15 protein-coding genes are annotated in these 18449 nt (G+C 68.3%); 9 read left to right on the forward strand and 6 right to left on the reverse strand.

Annotated elements, in window-relative coordinates:
- The first annotated feature begins 1 nt into the window (after position 1).
- From ACWF9G_RS31435 to ACWF9G_RS31445, 3 genes are read left to right on the forward strand one after another with little or no spacing between them, the layout of a single operon-like run.
- Entirely contained in the window at positions 2–577 is a 576-nt protein-coding gene (locus ACWF9G_RS31435; RefSeq protein ID WP_452519744.1) for a 1,2-dihydroxy-3-keto-5-methylthiopentene dioxygenase, read from the forward strand.
- Entirely contained in the window at positions 574–1305 is a 732-nt protein-coding gene (mtnC, locus tag ACWF9G_RS31440) for an acireductone synthase (RefSeq protein ID WP_452519746.1), read from the forward strand. Before ACWF9G_RS31435 ends, mtnC begins: the two co-directional genes overlap by 4 nt.
- Positions 1265–2362: a hypothetical protein gene (locus ACWF9G_RS31445; RefSeq protein ID WP_452519748.1), complete on the forward strand. Its 1098-nt coding sequence runs from the start codon at positions 1265–1267 to the stop codon at positions 2360–2362. Before mtnC ends, ACWF9G_RS31445 begins: the two co-directional genes overlap by 41 nt.
- Before the next feature lie 37 nt (positions 2363–2399).
- Here the strand turns inward: ACWF9G_RS31445 and ACWF9G_RS31450 are convergent, their stop codons facing one another.
- Positions 2400–3299 carry a hypothetical protein gene (locus tag ACWF9G_RS31450; protein WP_452519749.1) on the reverse strand — a complete coding sequence of 300 codons (900 nt, stop codon included), beginning with the start codon at positions 3297–3299 and terminating at the stop codon, positions 2400–2402.
- 221 nt (positions 3300–3520) lie between these two features.
- Here ACWF9G_RS31450 and ACWF9G_RS31455 point away from each other — a divergent pair, with 221 nt between their 5' ends.
- A complete protein-coding gene (locus ACWF9G_RS31455; protein ID WP_379308526.1) occupies positions 3521–4354 on the forward strand; it encodes an alpha/beta fold hydrolase in 834 nt (277 codons plus the stop codon).
- On the opposite strand, the gene ACWF9G_RS31460 is transcribed toward ACWF9G_RS31455, so the two are convergent.
- Entirely contained in the window at positions 4351–5094 is a 744-nt protein-coding gene (locus tag ACWF9G_RS31460) for a helix-turn-helix transcriptional regulator (protein ID WP_379308525.1), read from the reverse strand. The two genes, ACWF9G_RS31455 and ACWF9G_RS31460, sit on opposite strands and share 4 nt — an antisense overlap.
- Positions 5095–5695: 601 nt before the next feature.
- Here ACWF9G_RS31460 and ACWF9G_RS31465 point away from each other — a divergent pair.
- The 5 genes from ACWF9G_RS31465 (at position 5696) to ACWF9G_RS31485 (ending at position 13900) form a co-directional block, all read left to right on the forward strand.
- Positions 5696–9406 carry a nitrate reductase subunit alpha gene (locus ACWF9G_RS31465; protein ID WP_452519751.1) on the forward strand — a complete coding sequence of 1237 codons (3711 nt, stop codon included), beginning with the start codon at positions 5696–5698 and terminating at the stop codon, positions 9404–9406.
- Between the two features lie 71 nt (positions 9407–9477).
- Positions 9478–11172 carry a nitrate reductase subunit beta gene (gene narH / locus ACWF9G_RS31470; RefSeq protein WP_379308544.1) on the forward strand — a complete coding sequence of 565 codons (1695 nt, stop codon included), beginning with the start codon at positions 9478–9480 and terminating at the stop codon, positions 11170–11172.
- Positions 11169–11849, forward strand: a complete 681-nt coding sequence (gene narJ / locus ACWF9G_RS31475) for a nitrate reductase molybdenum cofactor assembly chaperone (protein WP_379082109.1) — start codon at positions 11169–11171, stop codon at positions 11847–11849. The genes narH and narJ overlap by 4 nt, the downstream gene beginning before the upstream one ends.
- Positions 11846–12601 carry a respiratory nitrate reductase subunit gamma gene (gene narI, locus ACWF9G_RS31480; protein ID WP_452519753.1) on the forward strand — a complete coding sequence of 252 codons (756 nt, stop codon included), beginning with the start codon at positions 11846–11848 and terminating at the stop codon, positions 12599–12601. The genes narJ and narI overlap by 4 nt, the downstream gene beginning before the upstream one ends.
- A 126-nt stretch (positions 12602–12727) precedes the next feature.
- The gene (locus ACWF9G_RS31485; RefSeq protein WP_452519755.1) at positions 12728–13900 is read left to right on the forward strand and encodes an NADH:flavin oxidoreductase; all 1173 of its coding nucleotides are present in this window, start codon (positions 12728–12730) and stop codon (positions 13898–13900) included.
- A gap of 13 nt (positions 13901–13913) precedes the next feature.
- Here ACWF9G_RS31485 and ACWF9G_RS31490 read toward each other — a convergent pair whose 3' ends face one another.
- The 4 genes from ACWF9G_RS31490 to ACWF9G_RS31505 form a co-directional block, all read right to left on the reverse strand.
- Positions 13914–14261 (reverse strand): hypothetical protein, encoded by a 348-nt coding sequence (locus ACWF9G_RS31490; RefSeq protein ID WP_379308521.1) that lies wholly within the window; start codon positions 14259–14261, stop codon positions 13914–13916.
- A gap of 90 nt (positions 14262–14351) precedes the next feature.
- Positions 14352–16091 (reverse strand): N-acyl-D-amino-acid deacylase family protein, encoded by a 1740-nt coding sequence (locus ACWF9G_RS31495; RefSeq protein ID WP_452519757.1) that lies wholly within the window; start codon positions 16089–16091, stop codon positions 14352–14354.
- An 11-nt stretch (positions 16092–16102) separates the two neighbouring features.
- Entirely contained in the window at positions 16103–17749 is a 1647-nt protein-coding gene (locus tag ACWF9G_RS31500; RefSeq protein ID WP_452519758.1) for a class I adenylate-forming enzyme family protein, read from the reverse strand.
- Positions 17750–17760: 11 nt separating this feature from the next.
- Positions 17761–18449, reverse strand: a 689-nt coding sequence (locus ACWF9G_RS31505) for a zinc-binding dehydrogenase (RefSeq protein ID WP_452519760.1), incomplete at its 5' end; no start/stop codon positions are given.

Raw genomic sequence — 18449 nt, forward strand, 5'->3', positions numbered from 1 at the left:
CATGACCCTGCTGCAAGTGATGGCCGCCGACAACGCGGCCGACGTCCGCGTGCGCACCACCGACACCGCCGAGATCGGCGCCGAGCTGGCGAAGCACGGCATCGCGTTCTCCCGCTGGGACGTTCTCGCCGACGCCGCGAGCACCGACTCCGACACCCTGCTCGCCCACTACGCCCCGCAGGTCGCCGAGCTCAACGCCTCGGGCCGCTACGAGCACATCGACGTGGCTCGCATCCACCCCGACGACGACAACCCGGAGTGGCCCGCCACCGCGGCGGGCGCGCGCGCCAAGTTCCTCGACGAGCACCGCCACGCCGAGGACGAGGTCCGCTTCTTCGCCGCCGGTCGCGGCTGCTTCTACCTGCACATCGGCGACGCGGTGCTGGCGACGGTCTGCGAGGCGGGCGACCTGCTCTCGGTGCCCGCGGGCACCCTGCACTGGTTCGACATGGGCACCCGCCCCGACTTCATCGCCCTCCGCTTCTTCGAGGAGGCCGACGGCTGGATCGGCGACTTCACCGGCGACAAGATCAGCGCGGGCTTCCCCACGCTGGACGAACTGCTCACCGCCCCGTGACCCGCGCCATCGTCCTCGACATCGAGGGCACGACCAGCCCCACCGACTCGGTCCGCAACGACCTCTACGGTTACACCGAGCAGCGCCTGCCCGCCTGGCTGGCCGAGAATGCCTCGGGCACTGCCGAATCCGTGCTCGCGCAGACCCGTGAACTGGCCGGTGAACCCACCGCAGGCACCGACCGGATCGCCGAAATCCTCACCGGCTGGCTGCGTTCCGACGTCAAGGCCGAGCCGCTCAAGGCCGCCCAGGGCGCGATCTGCGCCCAGGGTTTCCGCGCGGGCGCCCTGCACGGACAGTTCTTCGACGACGTGGTGCCCGCACTGTCGGCCTGGCACGAAACCGGGCTCCCGCTCTACGTGTACTCCTCGGGTTCCGAACGCAACCAACGCGATTGGTTCGCCTTCGCCGAGGCGGGTGACCTGTCCGGGCTCATCACCGACCACTTCGACCTCGTCAGCGCGGGCCCGAAACGCGAAGCCGCCTCCTACGATGTCATCGCCGACCGCATCGGCCTCCCGCCGCAGGAGATCCTGTTCCTGTCCGATCACCCGGACGAGCTCGACGCCGCGACCGCAGCGGGCTGGCAGGCGATCGGCGTCCACCGGCCCGGTGAACCCAATCCCGCACGCCCACCTCATCATTGGGTGACTACGTTCACCGAGATAGAAGTCCCGAGCAAGGCTGATGACCGACCCAAGCAGGAACCGCACCCCGGCACCCGATGACGCTCCATTCCGGCACACGGCGCCGATGGTGCCCTTGCCGACCCAACCGGACAGTATTTTCACCGCTGACGCCGACACCATCGCTCGACTCGCGCACCGGGGCGCGCTGCTGACCGTGCGACACCCTGCCAGGATCTTCGTCCCGGCCGCCATCGCGTTGGCGCTCCTCCCACTGGGCGAGATCCACGGCCTGTGGATGCAGGCCGTGCTGACGTTGGCGGTCGTACTCGGCTGGCCGGTCGTCGGCTACCTGACGGCCCGGCGCGGACTGCGCCGAGCATTCGCACCGATCTACGCCCCTGGCGCGGACTGCGCGATTCGGCTCGGACCCGATGCCATGGACATCGTCGATGCCTACAGCTATGCGCGCCTGCCCTACGAGTTCATCGTCTCGATCCGCGAGTCCGGGGCATTCACGCTGCTGGAGACCGTGTGGACACCAGTGTTCGCCCCCCGTGAACTGTTTCCGCCCTCGATCGTCGAGCGACTGCCCGCGCTGTTCGAGAATCGACGGGAGCCGCTGCCCGGCAGCGCTGCTCCACTACCCCCGATACCCACCGTGCCCTCCCCGCACGCGACACTGGTCGCCGACGACGACCTGGGTCGACACCTGCTCTCCGCCACACTGCGCGAACCGTGGACCCGGATTCCTCTCGTCGCGGCTGTCTCGATGTTCGTGGTGACGGTTGTCGCGCTCACCGGCTGGCTGTTCGGACCACGCTGGGCCGGCCTGATCATCGTGATGTGTGTGGTGCTTGCCTGCGTCTCGTTCTACGCCGCGCGCAACCCGGCGCCGGACGACATCCGTGCGCTGAAGTACGCGACGCCGGGTGCGGTCATGGCCACGCAGTTCGGCAGCGACGGGTTCGTGTTCCAGACCGCCACCGCTCTACTCCGTATCCCCTACGCCGACATACGGAGAATCGACATCCGCGACGGGGTCACCATCATGCGCCGATCCAGTCGCGATTCCACCTACGCAATCCCGACTGCCCTTTTCCCCGAACCGGTTCCGACACAGCTGCAGCGACTCGGGGTGCGGGTGGTACGCCACTGAGGTCGGTGCGGCGTGAGCGCTGCGACGGCGGAGGTTCTCAGCTGACCTGCGCTCGCACCGCACCCAGCTTCCCGCGCTGCACGGTGGCGAACACCCGGCGGGCGTGGGCGGCGACCGGGCTGGTCGACCAGGGGGCGAGGGTGGTGGTGAACATCAGTTCGCACCAGGACAGGGCCGGGATCTCGCCCGCGACCAGGGTCGCGATCAAGGAGAGTTCGGTGTCGTGGCCGAGCCAGGACGCGACCAGCCAGGAGGCGTCGAAGCGGCCGAGGAACTCCTCGGTGTCCTCGGGCGGTCCGTGCGGGGTGTCGACGGTCAGGTGGACGACGGCGGCGACGGCGTGGCGCATCTTGGCGTCCATGCCGACCGCGTCGTGCAGCAGCAGGCTCTCCAGTGCCGAGCGCAGTTCCGTCCAAGGGTCTCCAGCGTTGTCCTGCATGACGGGCCTTTCCTGTGGTTCGGTCTGCGGGTCGAGGCCACCGGTGATCGACCGGAGCGCCGGCGCACCGTGCGGTTCGGTGGGGTCGACGAGATCGCCGAGCCGGCCCGTGGTCCAGTCGAGCCTGCCGAAGGCGTGGCACCAGTCCAGCGCCGGATTGTCTTCGGTGACAACGAGATCGAGGGCCAGACCGGCCATCGATGCGGTGCAGGCCAGCGTGACGGCGTCGAGCTCGTCAGCGCTGACCGACAGATGCAGTGTCGCCTCGCCTGCCCCCGCGTCTTCGCGGGCACGGCCTGCCAACCAGATCGCGCGTCCAGCCGCGCTCATGGCCGCGGCGGCGCGGTCACCGTGTGGATGATCGACATCGGCGTCGAGAAAGGGGCCGTACCAGATCGCCCTGCCTTCCGCGCCACACACCGCGAAGGTGTCCGAGAGGCCGTCGCCCGCGGCGGCGAGCCATATGTGTGCGTCGTTTCCGTACTCCGTCACCCTCATCAGTCTCTCCCCAGGAATGTGCTGATCGAGCCGAACGTCGTTCTCCTCCGATCCAATAGCTCATGAACACGGGTGTCCATAGTTTCGGTGGAATACGCACGCCCCCGTGAGGTACATACACTCGCCAGTGAATTCACAGGTCCGGCAGTACACCGAACGGGCGGTAGCAACAATGCCCGGCAACCACACGGAAACGTCGTCCACGCTTGTATCTTTCGAGCATGCCCTACGTGCACTCCGATTCGGTGAACATCCATTTCCGCACCGGCGCCGTCCGCGGTCCCACCGTACTACTCGCCCATGGTTTCCTGATGGACGAATCGATGTTCGACCCGATTCGAACGATATTGGCGCACAACGATATCAACGTCATCGCCTGGGATGCCCGTGGTCACGGCCGCACCGGCTACGGCCGTGACCCGCGCTTCGACTACTGGGATCTGGCCGAGGACGGTTTGCGCGTGCTCGACGCGGTCGGCGTCGAACGTGCCGTCGTCGGCGGAATGAGCCAGGGCGGATATGCCGCCCTGCGCATGGCGCTGCTCGCGCCGGAGCGGGTCGGCGGACTCGCTCTGCTCGATACCGAGGCGGGCGCCTGCACCAGGGCCGACGAAAACTATTACGAAGAATTCTTCGACGAATGGTGCGGCACCGGCGAATTGGTTCCGCTGGCCGAAAAACTCGCTCCGCAATTGATCGGCGGCGACCGCCCGGATGTCTGGCGGTGGTGGATCACCCGCTGGCTCACCCACGACCGCGCGGCGATCCAGTCGGCGGCGCGCTGCCTGATCGACCGCGATTCGGTCCTCGACCGCCTCGGTGAGATCACCGCGCCCGCGCTCGTACTGCGCGGCGAGCACGACCACAACAGCACCGCCGACAAATGCGCGGCGCTGGCGACCGGATTGCCCGGAGCCCGCGGTGTGCGCACGGTGGCCGGGGCGGGTCACGGCTGCGCCCTGACCCATCCCGAGCAGGTCGCCGCCGCACTGATCGAGCTGGTGACCGCGTGCGCGCCGGACCTCACGGCGCCGGTCGCCGTCGCCGGGATCTAGCCGGCGACGGGCGACCCGTCGGGGCCGCGAACGCCCAGGTAGTACTGGATGCGGCCCGGGTAGGCGACGGAATCGAGCCGGAACAGCTGGACGTCGATGGTGTAGTACTCGCCGGTGTCCAGATCGCACAGCCGCATGGCGGTGTGCTCGCGACCGTAGACGGTGTCGCCGTCGTCCCAGATCCGCCGGAAGTCGTGGTACTGCGCCAGTTCGTCGAGCAGGTCCGCGGCCCAGTCACCGCCGCCCTGCTGTCCGATCAGACCGCGCAGCCAGTGCACGGTCAGCGACGACTCCTTCTCCCACTCGACCATGACCTTGCGCGAGAGCGGATTGCCGAAGAACCAGCGCAGGATGTTCACATCCTCGACCAGCCCGGGAAAGGCGCGATGGTAGGACTCGTTGCCCGCCAGCACATTCCAGCGCGTATCGACATAGGCCGCCAGGTTCGGCTCCTGCAGCGCCAGGGTGCGGCGCATCTCGGCATTGATCTCGGCGCGTAGGTCCTCGACCGACGGATTGCCCACGGCGGACAGACCCGCCAGGTCGAGCAGATGCCTGCGCTCGATATCGGTCACCGGCTCGATGCGGTCGAGATAGCGCACGAGCGCCTCGACCACGGCCTGCGTCGGGCGGTCCCGGTCGCCGCTCTCCAGATGGGTGATGTAACTCGAGCTGACACCGGCCGCGAAGGCCAGCTTTTCCCGGGAAATCCGCCGATCGTCGCGTAGGCGCCGCAGCAACCCGCCGAGCGTCGGCGGCCTCGGTGGACCAGCCGGACCGCCGGACGATGTCTTCGGTAGCACCGCAACCCTCCCTGTCTGCACCGCCTCATCCTGGATGAGGTTTCAACATCGAACCAATCGCCGAACGGAAAAGTTGCCGTTTCTTTATATTGACGCGTTAAGCCTCGGGTAGTTACCGACCGGCAACTCCGCGCGACAGGGAGGTGCCCCACCCTCGCGCCGACTCGACGGCCGCGTCGAATTCCGGCATGTTCGCGCAGGCCGTACTGTGCGGGCCGTCACATCTGCCCTGTTCAGCGGGCCTCTCAGGCGTGTAAACAAATGTAAACCGCCCGAGAAGCGGCGGTTTCGGAAGCATCACCGCATACTCCGCGCCATGCTCCCCGCCGACACCGTCGCGGCTGCTCGGAGCCTGTTCACCCTGGTCGGACCCGATTCGCGGGTTAGGCCGCGCGCCGGGTCCATGACCACGAGATTGCGCCGACCTCACAGCTCACCGAGCGTCAAGGGAGGTTGTGAAAAGTTCGTTTTGCCGGAGCAGTACGCCTCTTTACAGTTGCCATCTAACAGCCCGAATGCACAGCTCGAAGGGGGCGTCGTGGTTAATTCGCGCACTCATGGTCCGTCGCCCACCGATATCGGCGACACGTTGCTGAACCTGGGTAAATACTTTCAGCGCGGTGAGGTATCGCCGGACAGCCGGTCGGTCTACAAGGTCGGCGGGCGCGATGCCGACGCGTTCTACCGGGACCGCTGGTCACACGACAAGGTGGTGCGCTCCACGCACGGCGTGAACTGCACCGGTTCGTGCTCCTGGAAGATCTACGTCAAGGACGGCGTGATCACCTGGGAGTCCCAGCAGACCGACTACCCGTCGGTGGGCTCGGACAAGCCGGAGTACGAGCCGCGCGGCTGCCCCCGTGGCGCGTCGTTCTCCTGGTACACCTACTCCCCCGCCCGCGTGCGCTACCCGTATGTGCGCGGCACCCTGCTCGACCTGTACCGCAAGGCCAAGGCCGAGCTCAAGGACCCGGTGCTGGCCTGGGAGTCGGTCGTCGAGGACCCGGTCAAGGCCAAGGCCTACAAGACCGCGCGCGGCAAGGGCGGTTTCGTCCGGGCCGAGTGGTGGGAGGCCGCCGAGATCGCCGCCGCCGCGCACGTCTACACGATCAAGCAGTACGGCCCCGACCGGGTGGCCGGCTTCTCGCCGATCCCGGCGATGTCGATGGTCAGCCATGCCACCGGCGCGCGCTTCGTGTCGCTGATCGGCGGCTACATGCTCTCCTTCTACGACTGGTACGCCGACCTGCCGGTGGCATCGCCGCAGGTCTTCGGTGACCAGACCGACGTGCCGGAGTCGGCCGACTGGTTCGACGCGGGCTATCTGATCATGTGGGGCTCCAACGTCCCGGTGACGCGGACGCCCGACGCGCACTACATGACCGAGGCGCGCTACCGCGGCCAGAAGGTCGTCGTGGTCTCCCCGGACTACGCCGACAACACCAAGTTCGCCGACGAGTGGGTGGCCGCACGCCCCGGCACCGACGCCGCGCTGGCGATGGCCATGGGTCATGTCGTGCTCAAGGAGTTCTTCCTCGAGAAGCAGACTCCGATGTTCCTCGACTACATCAAGTCCTACACCGACCTGCCATACCTGATCTGTCTCGACGAGACGGCGGATCAGGACGGCTCCCTGCCAGGGAAGTTCCTCACCGCCGCCGATCTCGGGCAGACCGGTGAGGGTGTCGAGCACAAGCCCGTGCTGCTGGATCAGGCCGGAAACCCGGTGGTGCCCAACGGTTCGCTGGGCCACCGTTTCGGCGAGGACGGCGCGGGCAAGTGGAACCTCGACCTCGAGGGCGTCGACCCGCTGCTCACCCTGCTCGGCCACTCCACCGACGCGCCGGCCACGATCGCCCTGCCGCGCTTCGACACCGATACCGCCGAGACGATCCTGCGTGGCGTCCCGACGAAAATCGTTGCGGGCAAACGCGTCACGACCGTCTTCGACCTGCTGCTCGCGCAGTACGGCCTCGGCCGCGACGGCCTGCCCGGTGAGTGGGCCAAGGGCTACGACGACGCCGACTCGCCCTACACCCCGGCCTGGCAGGAACGCATCACCGGTGTGCCCGCCGTGCAGGCCGCGCGCATCGGCCGCGAATTCGCCGACAACGCCGAGCGTTCCGGCGGCCGCTCGATGATCCTGATGGGCGCGGGCACCAACCACTGGTTCCACTCCGATCAGATCTACCGCGCCTTCTTCACCCTGACGCTGCTGACCGGCTGCCAGGGCAAGAACGGCGGCGGCTGGGCCCATTACGTCGGCCAGGAGAAGTGCCGTCCCGTCACCGGCTGGGCCACTTTGGCTTCCGCCTCGGACTGGCAGCGCCCGCCGCGTCAGATGCAGGGCACCGTGTTCTGGTACCTGACCAACGACCAGTGGCGCTACGACCCGTTCACCTCCGACTCGTTCGCCTCGCCGCTGGGCAAGGGCAAGTTCGCGGGCCGCACCGCCGCCGACAACATCGCCCTGGCCAGCAGGCTCGGCTGGATGCCGAGCTACCCGACGTTCAACCGCAATCCCCTCGACCTGAGCGACGAGGCCGCGGCGGCGGGCGCTACACCGGCGGAACACGTTGTCTCCCAGCTCAAGTCCGGCGACCTGCGCTTCGCCTGCGAGGACCCCGACGCACCGGAGAACTTTCCCCGCGTGCTCACGGTGTGGCGGGCCAACCTGCTCGGCTCCTCCGGTAAGGGCAACGAGTACTTCCAGAAGCACCTGCTCGGCTGCGGCTCCAACCTGCAGACCACCGACGCCAACGGAGTCCGGCCGCAGGAACTGGAATGGCGCGAGGAAGGCGCCGAGGGCAAGCTGGATCTGCTGCTCGCCCTGGACTTCCGCATGACCAGCACCACCCTGTTCGCCGATATCGTGCTGCCCGCCGCCACCTGGTACGAGAAGCACGACCTGTCCTCCACCGACATGCACCCGTTCGTGCACGCCTTCTCCCCCGCCATCTCCCCGCCGTGGGAGGCCAAGACCGACTTCGACGCGTTCCACCGGATCGCGCGCGGTTTCTCCTGGCTGGCCGAGAAGCACCTCGGCACCCGCAAGGACATCGTCGCGGTGCCGTTGCAGCACGACTCGCCCGACGCGCTGGCGCAGGCCGGCGGCAAGGTGCTGGACTGGAAAGCCGGTGAGTGCGAGCCGATTCCGGGCAAGACCATGCCCAAGATCGTCGAGATCGAGCGCGACTACACCAAGATCGCGGAGAAGCTCGCGGCACTGGGTCCGCTGGTCGACACCCTCGGCGTGACCACCAAGGGCATCACGACCTACCCGGACAAAGAGGTGGAATACCTCGCGGGCAAGAACGGCACCGTCGTCTCCGGCGTCGCCGCCGGGCGCCCCTCGCTGGCCAAGGACACCTTCGCCGCCGAGACCATCCTGGCGCTGTCGGGCACCACCAACGGCCGCCTCGCGGTCGAGGGCTTCCACGAGCTCGAGCGCCGCACCGGCACCAAGCTGGCCGACCTCGCCGCAGAGGCCGAGGGCAAGCAGATCACCTTCGCCGACACCCAGGCCCGTCCGGTCCCGGTGATCACCTCGCCGGAATGGTCGGGCAGTGAGAGCGGCGGGCGCCGGTACTCGCCGTTCACCATCAATGTCGAGCGGCTCAAGCCGTGGCACACCCTCACCGGGCGCCAGCACTTCTACCTCGACCACGACTGGATGATCGAACTCGGCGAGCAGCTGCCGATCTTCCGGCCGCCGCTGGACATGACCGCGCTGTTCGCCGAGCCGAGCATCGGCAATGTGAGCGGCAGCGGCGTCACCGTGCGCTACCTGACCCCGCACTCGAAGTGGTCCATCCACTCCGCCTACCAGGACAACCTGCACATGCTGACGCTCTCGCGCGGCGGTCAGACGATCTGGATGTCGGACCGGGACGCGGCCAAGATCGGTGTCGCCGACAACGATTGGATCGAGGCCGTCAACCGCAACGGCATCGTCGTCGCCCGCGCGATCGTCTCGCACCGCATGCCGGAGGGCACGGTCTTCATGTACCACGCGCAGGACCGCGCCGTTGACGTGCCGCGCATCGAGGGCACCGAGCAGACCACCAAGGAATCCAAGGGCAAGCGCGGCGGTATCCACAACGCGCTCACCCGGGTGCTGATCAAGCCGTCGCATCTGATCGGCGGCTACGCCCAGCAGTCCTTCGCCCTGAACTACCACGGGCCCACCGGAAACCAGCGTGACGAAGTGACCACGATCCGTCGCCGTAACCAGAACGTGGAGTACTGACATGACGCGACGAAGTGACCACGCTGTATCCAATGGCCGCAACCAGAACGTGGAGTACTGACATGCGCGTAATGGCTCAGCTCGCCATGGTCATGAACCTGGACAAGTGCATCGGCTGTCACACCTGCTCGGTGACCTGCAAGCAGGCATGGACCAACCGCGGTGGCACCGAGTACGTCTGGTTCAACAATGTGGAAACCCGTCCTGGACAGGGTTATCCGCGCCAGTACCAGGATCAGGAGAAGTGGAAGGGCGGCTGGACGCTCAACAAGCGTGGCAAGCTGTCGCTCAAGTCGGGCTCGCGGTTCAAGCGCCTGATGAACATCTTCGCCAACCCGGATCTGCCCACGGTCGAGGACTACTACGAGCCGTGGAGCTACGACTACGACAACCTGCTGGCGTCCCCGCCCACCGACACCACGCCGGTCGCGCGGCCGAAGTCGCTGATCACCGGCGAGGACACCAAGGTCACCTGGGGCGCGAACTGGGACGACGACCTCGGTTCGGGTCCCGAAGCGGTCGGCAAGGATCCCTTGCTCGGCAAGCTCGAGGACAAGGTGAAACTGGAGTTCGAAGAGACCTTCATGTTCTACCTGCCGCGCATCTGCGAGCACTGCCTGAACCCGTCGTGTGCCGCGTCGTGCCCGTCGGGCGCGATCTACAAGCGCGAGGAGGACGGCATCGTCCTGGTCGACCAGGACAAGTGCCGTGGCTGGCGCCAGTGCATCACCGGCTGCCCGTACAAGAAGATCTACTTCAACCACAAGACGGGCAAGGCGGAGAAGTGCACCTTCTGCTACCCGCGCGTGGAGGTCGGCATCCCGACCGTGTGCTCGGAGACCTGTGTCGGCCGGCTGCGCTACATCGGCGTGATGCTCTACGACGCCGACGCGGTGCTCGAGGCGGCGTCGGTCACCGATGACAAGGACCTCTACCCGTCCCAGCTGGGTGTGTTCCTCAACCCGCACGACCCGCGGGTGATCGCCGAGGCCGAGAAGGCCGGTATCTCGCCGGAATGGATTCAGGCCGCACAGGATTCGCCGGTCTACAAGCTGATCGTGGACTACCAGCTGGCGCTGCCGCTGCATCCGGAATACCGCACCATGCCGATGGTCTGGTACGTGCCGCCGCTGTCGCCGGTGGTGGACGTGCTCAGCGAGACCGGCCACGACGGCGAGGACGCGGGCAACCTGTTCGGCGCCATCGACGCGCTGCGCATCCCGATCGAATACCTGGCCGAGCTGTTCACCGCAGGCGAGATCGGACCGGTGCGCGCCTCGCTGCAGCGGCTGGCCGGAATGCGGGCGTTCATGCGGTCGGTCAATCTCGGTGAGGAGCCCGAGCCCGGTATCGCGCCGTCGATCGGGCTCGAGCCCGAGGAGATCGAGGCCATGTACCGGCTGCTCGCGATCGCCAAGTACGAGCACCGCTACGTGATCCCCTCCGGCGCGACTTCCCGTGCGCACGAACTGGATTCACTGGCCACGGGGTGCAGCCTCGACACCGACGGCGGACCGGGCATGACCGCGTTCGACCAGGTCGTGGAGAAGTTCTCGCTCGCCGACACCAATCAGGCAGCGCCCGAGGAGAAGTCGGGCCGGATCAACCTGCTCAACTGGGACGGTCGCAGCACCTCCGGGCTCGTGCCGGGCACCGACAAGACTGCCCCCGCAGCGAACGGCAACGGCGCCGCCGCTGGGAGCAACGGCAACGGCAGCAACGGCGCTGCCGTGGCCGACTCCACGGTCAGCGGCGTGGCGCCATGAGTCTGCTCTCGATCCGCAAGCGACCGCAGCCGGTCACCGCCATGGCCGAGCGTGACCGGCGCGTGGTCTGGCGGCTGGCCGCGCTGCTGCTCGACTATCCCGGCGAGAAGACCCTGGCCCTGCTGGACCAGATGTCGGCCGCCGCAGCGGAATTGCCCGCCGAGGTGCGCGCGCACTTCGACGCGGTGCTCGCCTATCTGCGCGACACCCCGTCGATCGAGGTGGCCCAGAGCTACGTCGAGACCTTCGACATGCGCCGCCGCGCGAGCCTGCACCTGACCTTCTATGCCTTCGGCGACACCCGCAAGCGCGGCATGGCGCTGCTGCGGTTCAAGCACGCCTACCGCCAGGCCGGTGTGGAGCTCGGTGACGAGGAACTGCCCGACCACCTGCCGGTGCTGCTGGAATTCGCCGCCACCGTCGACCCGATCGGCGGCGAGCGCCTGCTCGGCGAGCACGTTCCGGTCATGGAGCTGCTGCGACTGTCGCTGGGAGACAACAACTCTCCCTACAGTGGTGTGCTCGCCGCGGTGCTGACCACGCTGCCGCCGGTGACCACCGCCGATCGGCGCCGCATCGCCGAACTCGCCGCGCAGGGCCCGCCCGAGGAGGAAGTCGGGCTGGAACCCTTCGCCATGGACCCCTCGTTGTTCGACGCCACGGAAGGCCGCCGATGAACGCCACCATCCCGCTCCCCGAAGGCCTGTGGCTGATCCTGCCCTACATCGCCGCCACGTCCTTCGTACTCGGCCATGTCTGGCGCTACCGGTTCGACCAGTTCGGCTGGACCACCCGCTCCTCGCAGATCTACGAGTCCAAGCTGCTGCAGCTGGGCAGCCCGCTGTTCCACTTCGGCATGCTCGGGGTGTTCGGCGGCCACGTGATGGGTCTGCTGATCCCCGAGTCGTGGACCGCCGCGATCGGCATCTCCGAGCACGCGTATCACATCCTCGCGGTCGGCGCGGGTTCCGTCGCGGGCCTGATGGTCGTGGCCGGTGTCGCCATCCTGTGCTACCGCCGCCTCGTCATCCCCGCCGTGCGCAAGAACACCAGCCGCAACGACGTCATGATGTACACGCTGCTCACGCTGGCCCTGGTCACCGGCCTGCTCAACACCTGGGGCTCCAACCTGCTGTGGGGCACCTACAACTACCGCACCACCGTCTCCCCCTGGTTCCGCAGCCTGTTCTCGATCAACCCGGAGCCCGGCCTCATGGTCGGCGTCCCGTGGACCTTCCAGCTGCACGGCCTGGTCGTGCTGGCGCTGGTCTTCGCCTGGCCCTACACCCGCCTCGTCCACATGTTCAGCGCCCCGATCGGCTACCTGACCCGCCCGTACATCGTCTACCGGCGCAAGGAAGTCGACACCAAGGACAAGACCCGCTTCGCCAAGGCGTGGGACGCACCGGTCACCCCTGACCGCTGGTAGTTCGCGCGATCTCGCCCTCGACGGCGCCCTCCGATCCGACTCGGTGGGCGCCGTCGTCGTTTCTGTTGTCCACTGAGCGGACCTCCCCCATTGCCGAGCGAACTGTAACGTGTTTCACTTTTGCGCATGAGCGATGTTCTCGCGCCCGCTGTCCTCGGTCCGCTCACCCTGCGGAATCGGGTGATCAAGGCGGCCACGTTCGAAGGGCGGACGCCGGATGCACTGGCGACCGACGAATTGGTCGAGTTCCATCGCGAGGTGGCCGCGGGCGGGGTCGGGATGACGACCGTCGCGTACTGCGCGGTGGCCCCCGGTGGGCGCACCGATCGGCATCAGATCTGGATGCGCGAGGAGGCGGTGCCGGGGTTGCGCCGGCTCACCGATGCCGTGCACGCGGAGGGCGCGGCGGTCAGCGCGCAGCTGGGGCATGCCGGGCCGGTGGCGAACGCGAAGTCCAACCAGGCGCCGGCGCTGGCGCCGAGCCGGATGTTCAATCCGCTCGGGATGCGGTTCACGAAGGTTCCCGACGCACTGGGGATCGCCGAGGTCGTCGCGGCGCACGCCCGGGCGGCGCGATTCGCGCGCGAGTCCGGGTTCGACGCGGTCGAGGTGCACCTCGGGCACAACTATCTGGCGAGCTCGTTCCTGAGCCCGATGCTCAATCGCCGCAAGGACGACTACGGTGGCTCGCTGGTCAATCGGGCGCGGATGGCCAGGGAACTGGTGCGGGCCGTGCGCGACGCGGCCGGTGACACCATGGCGGTGACGGCCAAGCTCACCATGGAAGACGGTGTGCGGGGCGGATTCTCGATCGAGGAGTCGCTCCAGGTCGCGACCTGGCTGCAGGACGACGGTGCGATCGACGCGCTCGAGCTCACCGCGGGCAGTTCGCTGCTCAATCCGATGGCGATCTTCCGTGGCGACGCGCCGCGCAAGAACTTCGCGAAGACCCTGCCGATACCGGTGCGCTGGGGTTTCCAGGTGGTCGGCAAGCAGTTCCTGCGCGAATACCCCTATCGCCCCGCCTATCTCGCGGAGAAGGCCCAGCGATTCCGGCAGGAACTGACCCTGCCGCTGATCCTGCTCGGCGGGATCACCGACCGCCCCACCGCCCAGCAGGCCATCGACGACGGTTTCGACTTCGTCGCCATGGGCCGCGCGCTCCTGCGCGAACCGGACCTGATCCGGCGCTGGCAGACGAACCCCGCCACGACCTCCCTGTGCACCCACTGCAACGAGTGCATGCCCACCATCTACAGCACCACCCGATGCGTCCTGCGCACCGACGCACCCGCCTGAGCCGGTCGGCTGCTCACGGCGAGGCGGGGCCGAGGGCCTTCCGGACGGAGTCGAACCAGGCCTGGGTGTCGACGAGGCCCTTCTCGTTGTCCTTGCGGCCGCCGACGAAGCCGAACAGGTCGGCGGCGAAGCGGCTGAGCACTGTCGCGTCGTTCTCGTCGAGTTCGGTGAGGACCTCGGTGTCGCCGAGCAGGTAGGCGACCACCGCGACCTGGCCAGCGGGCCACTGCGCGCGGTGGTCGTCCCAGCCGTCGGCTCGTACGGCGCGGGCTTTGGCCAGCAGGTCCTCGCGCAGCGCGTCACGATCGGCGTCGCTGGGACGGCGCGGCTTGCCCCAGGTGATCCGTTTCGCGTCCGACATGTCGAATCCTCTCGCTGGCGTGACCTGGACTTGCCACGACTGTCCCAGATCGCGATGCCCGCACCGCCCACCGCCCCGCCCGACAGGCGATTATCCGGCGCGCAGGAACCGGCCGGTGCGCTCGGCGCCGAGCAGGGGATCCTCGACTCCCGCGCCGAACACGTACCGCCCGCCGACGAACACCGCTGTGACGGTCTCGTCGTTGCGGTTGACCATGCGCGGGAGATTGTCGAACTCCGGAATCGGGTTCTCCGCGTAGGCGTCGAGGGTGTCGTCGAGGTGGGCCGGGTCGATGACGACGGCGTCGGCACGGTCACCGACACGCAGGTGACCGGCGTCGATGCCGTACCAGTCGGCGAGTTCACCGGTGATCCGGTGCACCGCGTGCTCGATCGTCATGAACGGGGTACCGGCGCGTTCGGCGTCGGCGACCCGCCGCAGCAGGCGCAGGCCGAAGTTGTAGAAGGCCATGTTGCGCAGGTGCGCACCGGCATCGGAGAAGCCGAGCTGGACGCCGGGATCGGCGGCGAGGACGTTGAGCACCTCGGGCCGATGGTTGGAGATGGTGGTGCGCCAGCGCAGTTTCGCGCCGTGCTCGACGACCAGGTCGAGGAAGGCGTCGACCGGGTGCAGACCGCCCCGGTCGAGGCCGACCTGGCCGAAGGTCTTGCCGATCACGGTGGGGTCGGGGCATGCGACGATGTCGGCGTCGAAGAAGTCGCGGTGCCACACGCGCGGGCCGTACTTCTGGTCGTAGTCCTTGCGGAACGCGCGCCGGTACCGCTCGTCCTGCATGAGGTGACGCTGCTCGTCGATGTGGTTCGCCAGGTGCAGAGCCGCGGCGCCGGAACCGAATTCCTCGAAGATCGGCAGGTCGATGCCGTCGGAGTAGACCTCGAACGGCACCGGCAGATGCTGCCAGCGGAAATCGCCCCGCAGGGCGTTGACGGCGCGGGCAAGCAGCGGAAATACCTTGGCCACACCGGGAATCGCCTTGATGTCGGCCGCGGAGAGCAGACTCACCTTGAGCGGCTCGCGCCACAGGCCGATGCTGCTCGCCGCCATCGCGATCATCGTGTCGGCCCGGTTGACGTCGGGCCCGCCCTGGAGCGCGCGACCGCGCGTGCGCAGGATCGTGGTGAGCGTGCGGCGTTCGGCCCTGGTCGAATACGTCGACGGCAGGGTGCGGGACCGGCACAGCTCACCGTCGAGCTTGTCGAACAGCAGCCGCTGCGAGGACATGCCGACGAACCCGGCGTCGAGCGCCTCCGTGAGTTTGCCCGCCATCGCGGCGAGTTCGGCCGCTGTGGGCGCGACGTCCTTGCGGGTGGCCCGGTCCAGGCCCATCACCGCGGACCTGATGTCGGAGTGCCCGATGAAGCAGGCCACGTTGGGACCAAGTGGCAGCGCGTCCAGCGCGGCGGCGTACTCGGCCGCGGAGTGCCAGCTCTTGGTCTGCTCGATCGCGCGAACGACGTGGGCGCGGGGAATCGCCTCGACGCGACCGAACAGGTCACCGGCGATCTCCCCGTCGACATGCACGGTCGACAGCGAGCAGGAACCGAGCAGCACGGTCGTGACGCCGTGGCGCACCGATTCCGACAGCGACGGGTCGAGCAGTACCTCGACGTCGTAGTGGGTGTGGATGTCGACCATGCCCGGCACGACCCATTTGCCCGTGGCATCGACGACCCGGGGGCAGCCGGTCTCGTCGAGCGGTGTCGCCGAGATCTCGGCGACCTTGCCGTCCTTGATGCCGAGATGACGAATCGCGGAGGGCGCGCCGGTGCCGTCGAACCACCGGCCGCCTTTGATGATGCTGTCGAACATTTTTCAACCCCTTACAGCGCGAGATCGCGCCGCGTGACCTTCCCTGTCGCGTTGCGCGGCAGGGCGTCTGATGTGATCCGCCAGCGGGCGGGCACCTTGAAGTACGCGAGCCGGGCAGCGACGAAGGCCCGCAGTTCCTCGGGGTCCACCGTGCCCGGCTCGGCGACCACCACGGCCGCCACTTCCTGGCCGAGGTCGGGATGCGCGACCCCGAACACCGCGCATTCGGCGACCGCGGGGTGCTCGCACAGCACGTTCTCGATCTCGGTGGGGTACACGTTCTCCCCGCCGCGCAGGATCAGGTCGGTGCGCCTGCCCGACACAGTGAGCCTGCCGTCTCGCATCGTGCCGAAATCGCCGGAGCGCAACCAGCGTTCGTCGTCGATGGCGGACTTGGTGGCCGCCTCGTCGTTCCAGTAGCCGAGCATGACGTAGGGGCTGCGGATGCAGATCTCGCCTTCCTCGCCGTCCGGGACCGCGTTGCCATCGGCGTCGCGGATCTCCACTGCCACACCGAAGATCGGCTTGCCGACCGAGGCGTCGTCGGCCACCAGGTCCAGCGGGGTGGCGACCGTCGCCGCGGTACCGCTCTCGGTGAGTCCGTAGCTGGTGGTCAGGGCGAACTGCAGGGACGGGATCTTCGCGCGCAGGCTGGCCAGCAACGCGGGCGAGGACGGCGCGGAGTTGAGGGAGAGTGCGGCCAGCGAGGACAGATCATGCTGCGCGACATCGTGTTCCAGCAGGCGGGCGGCCATGGTCGGCACCGCGGCCCAGTTGGTGACCCGCTCGCGCTCGACCAGGCTCAGCACCCGGCCGACCTCGAACGCGCCGTGCGGGAACACCGCGGCGGCGCCGGTCAGCAGTCGCGGGACGACGAGGTTGTGCAGGCTGGCGATGTGGAACAGCGGCGCGGTGACCAGGTACCGGCGATCGCTCGGCGCGTCGCTGGGCGGCTGACCGGCGAACGCGGCGAGCATGGCGTCGGTGAAACGGTGATAGTCGCTGATCGCCACCATGTTCCGCTGCGAATGCACAACGCCCTTCGGCCTGCCGCTGGTCCCGCTGGTGTAGAGGATGACGGCCGGGTCGTCTTCGTCGACCGGCGTCGCGGGGATCTCGCCGCCGCCGAACTCGGCGATCAGTGCGGGCAGCTCCGTCTCCATGGTGAGCACCGGGATGTCGGTGCCGGGCACCAGCGCGGCCCTTTTCGCGTCCGCGATCAGCACGGTGGGCGTGGTGTGGTCGAGTCCGTAGGCGATCTCCGGCGGCGCCCACCAGGCGTTGTAGCCGACCGGGATCGCGCCGAGGCACTGCGCGGCCCAGAACGCGATCACCCAGTCCGGGCCGTTGGCGGCCAGGATGCCGACGCGGTCGCCCTTGCCGACGCCGTGGCGGCGGGCCAGCGCGGTGGCCAGCGCGCCCGCGGCCGCGGCGTGTTCGGCGAAGGAGATCCGGCGGTCCTCGGTGACGAGGTAGTCGCGCTCACCCCAGGTCAGCGAGTGTTCGAGGAGTTCACGCAGGCTGCGGCGGCGCTGCGCCAGCACCGGGATCGGCACGCCGAGCACGGGTTCGACGGTCAGCTCGAACGGCGCGCCGGGCGCGGTGAGCCCCGCGGCGACCTTCGCCACGAATTCCTGCGGGTCTACGGCTTCGGACATGGTGTTCTCCATCAGGGAATCAGGACGGCGCGGCCACGGATCGCGCCGGAGTCGAGTCGGTCGAAGGCGGTGCGGGCGTCGGCGAGGTCGAAGCGTTCGATCTCGGCGCGCACCTTGCCCGCGGCGGCCAGGGCCACCGCGTCGAGCAGGTCGGTTCTGGTGCCGCCGTAGGACTTGCGCACCGTGGCGCCCCACGGCAGGCCGGGTCCACCCGCCGGACCGGAGTCGATGCCGGGCACGCCGCCCGCCAGTCCGACCATCCGGTAGGCGCCGTTGGGCGCGACTGTTTCGACGGCGAGTTTCGTAGTGGCGTCGGCGCCGACGAAGTCGAATACCGCCTCGGCGCCGCGGCCGCCGGTGAGTTCGAGGATGGTGGCCGCGGTGTCGTCACCGGCGCGCAGCGCGATATCGGCGCCACAGGCGGTGGCGAGGGCCAGCTTGTCGGCGTCCACGTCGACGGCGATGACCCGGGTCTCCGTCATCGCCTTCAGCAGTTGCACCGCCACGTGCCCCAGGCCGCCGATGCCGATGGCGACCGCGGTGGCGCCCGGCCACAGCTGATCCAGCGTGCCGCGGATGGCGTGCATCGGGGTGAGCGCCGCGTCGGCCAGCGGCGCGGCCTGCGCGAAGTCCATGTCGCCGATGGGTACGAAGGAGCGCGCGGGAATCCGGACGTATTCGGCCATGCCGCCGTCCGGGC

It is taken from the genome of Nocardia sp. NPDC055029 (genome assembly GCF_053608525.1).

What these genes read in the sequence shown, in the direction of transcription:
- ACWF9G_RS31500 (WP_452519758.1), bottom strand. Translation starts at nt 17,749, where the DNA reads ATGTCCGAAGCCGTAGACCCGCAGGAATTCGTGGCGAAGGTCGCCGCG.
- ACWF9G_RS31445 (WP_452519748.1), top strand. Translation starts at nt 1,265, where the DNA reads ATGACCGACCCAAGCAGGAACCGCACCCCGGCACCCGATGACGCTCCA.
- narJ (WP_379082109.1), top strand. Translation starts at nt 11,169, where the DNA reads ATGAGTCTGCTCTCGATCCGCAAGCGACCGCAGCCGGTCACCGCCATG.
- ACWF9G_RS31450 (WP_452519749.1), bottom strand. Translation starts at nt 3,299, where the DNA reads ATGAGGGTGACGGAGTACGGAAACGACGCACACATATGGCTCGCCGCC.
- ACWF9G_RS31455 (WP_379308526.1), top strand. Translation starts at nt 3,521, where the DNA reads ATGCCCTACGTGCACTCCGATTCGGTGAACATCCATTTCCGCACCGGC.
- ACWF9G_RS31485 (WP_452519755.1), top strand. Translation starts at nt 12,728, where the DNA reads ATGAGCGATGTTCTCGCGCCCGCTGTCCTCGGTCCGCTCACCCTGCGG.
- ACWF9G_RS31495 (WP_452519757.1), bottom strand. Translation starts at nt 16,091, where the DNA reads ATGTTCGACAGCATCATCAAAGGCGGCCGGTGGTTCGACGGCACCGGC.
- ACWF9G_RS31435 (WP_452519744.1), top strand. Translation starts at nt 2, where the DNA reads ATGACCCTGCTGCAAGTGATGGCCGCCGACAACGCGGCCGACGTCCGC.
- narI (WP_452519753.1), top strand. Translation starts at nt 11,846, where the DNA reads ATGAACGCCACCATCCCGCTCCCCGAAGGCCTGTGGCTGATCCTGCCC.
- ACWF9G_RS31490 (WP_379308521.1), bottom strand. Translation starts at nt 14,261, where the DNA reads ATGTCGGACGCGAAACGGATCACCTGGGGCAAGCCGCGCCGTCCCAGC.
- narH (WP_379308544.1), top strand. Translation starts at nt 9,478, where the DNA reads ATGGCTCAGCTCGCCATGGTCATGAACCTGGACAAGTGCATCGGCTGT.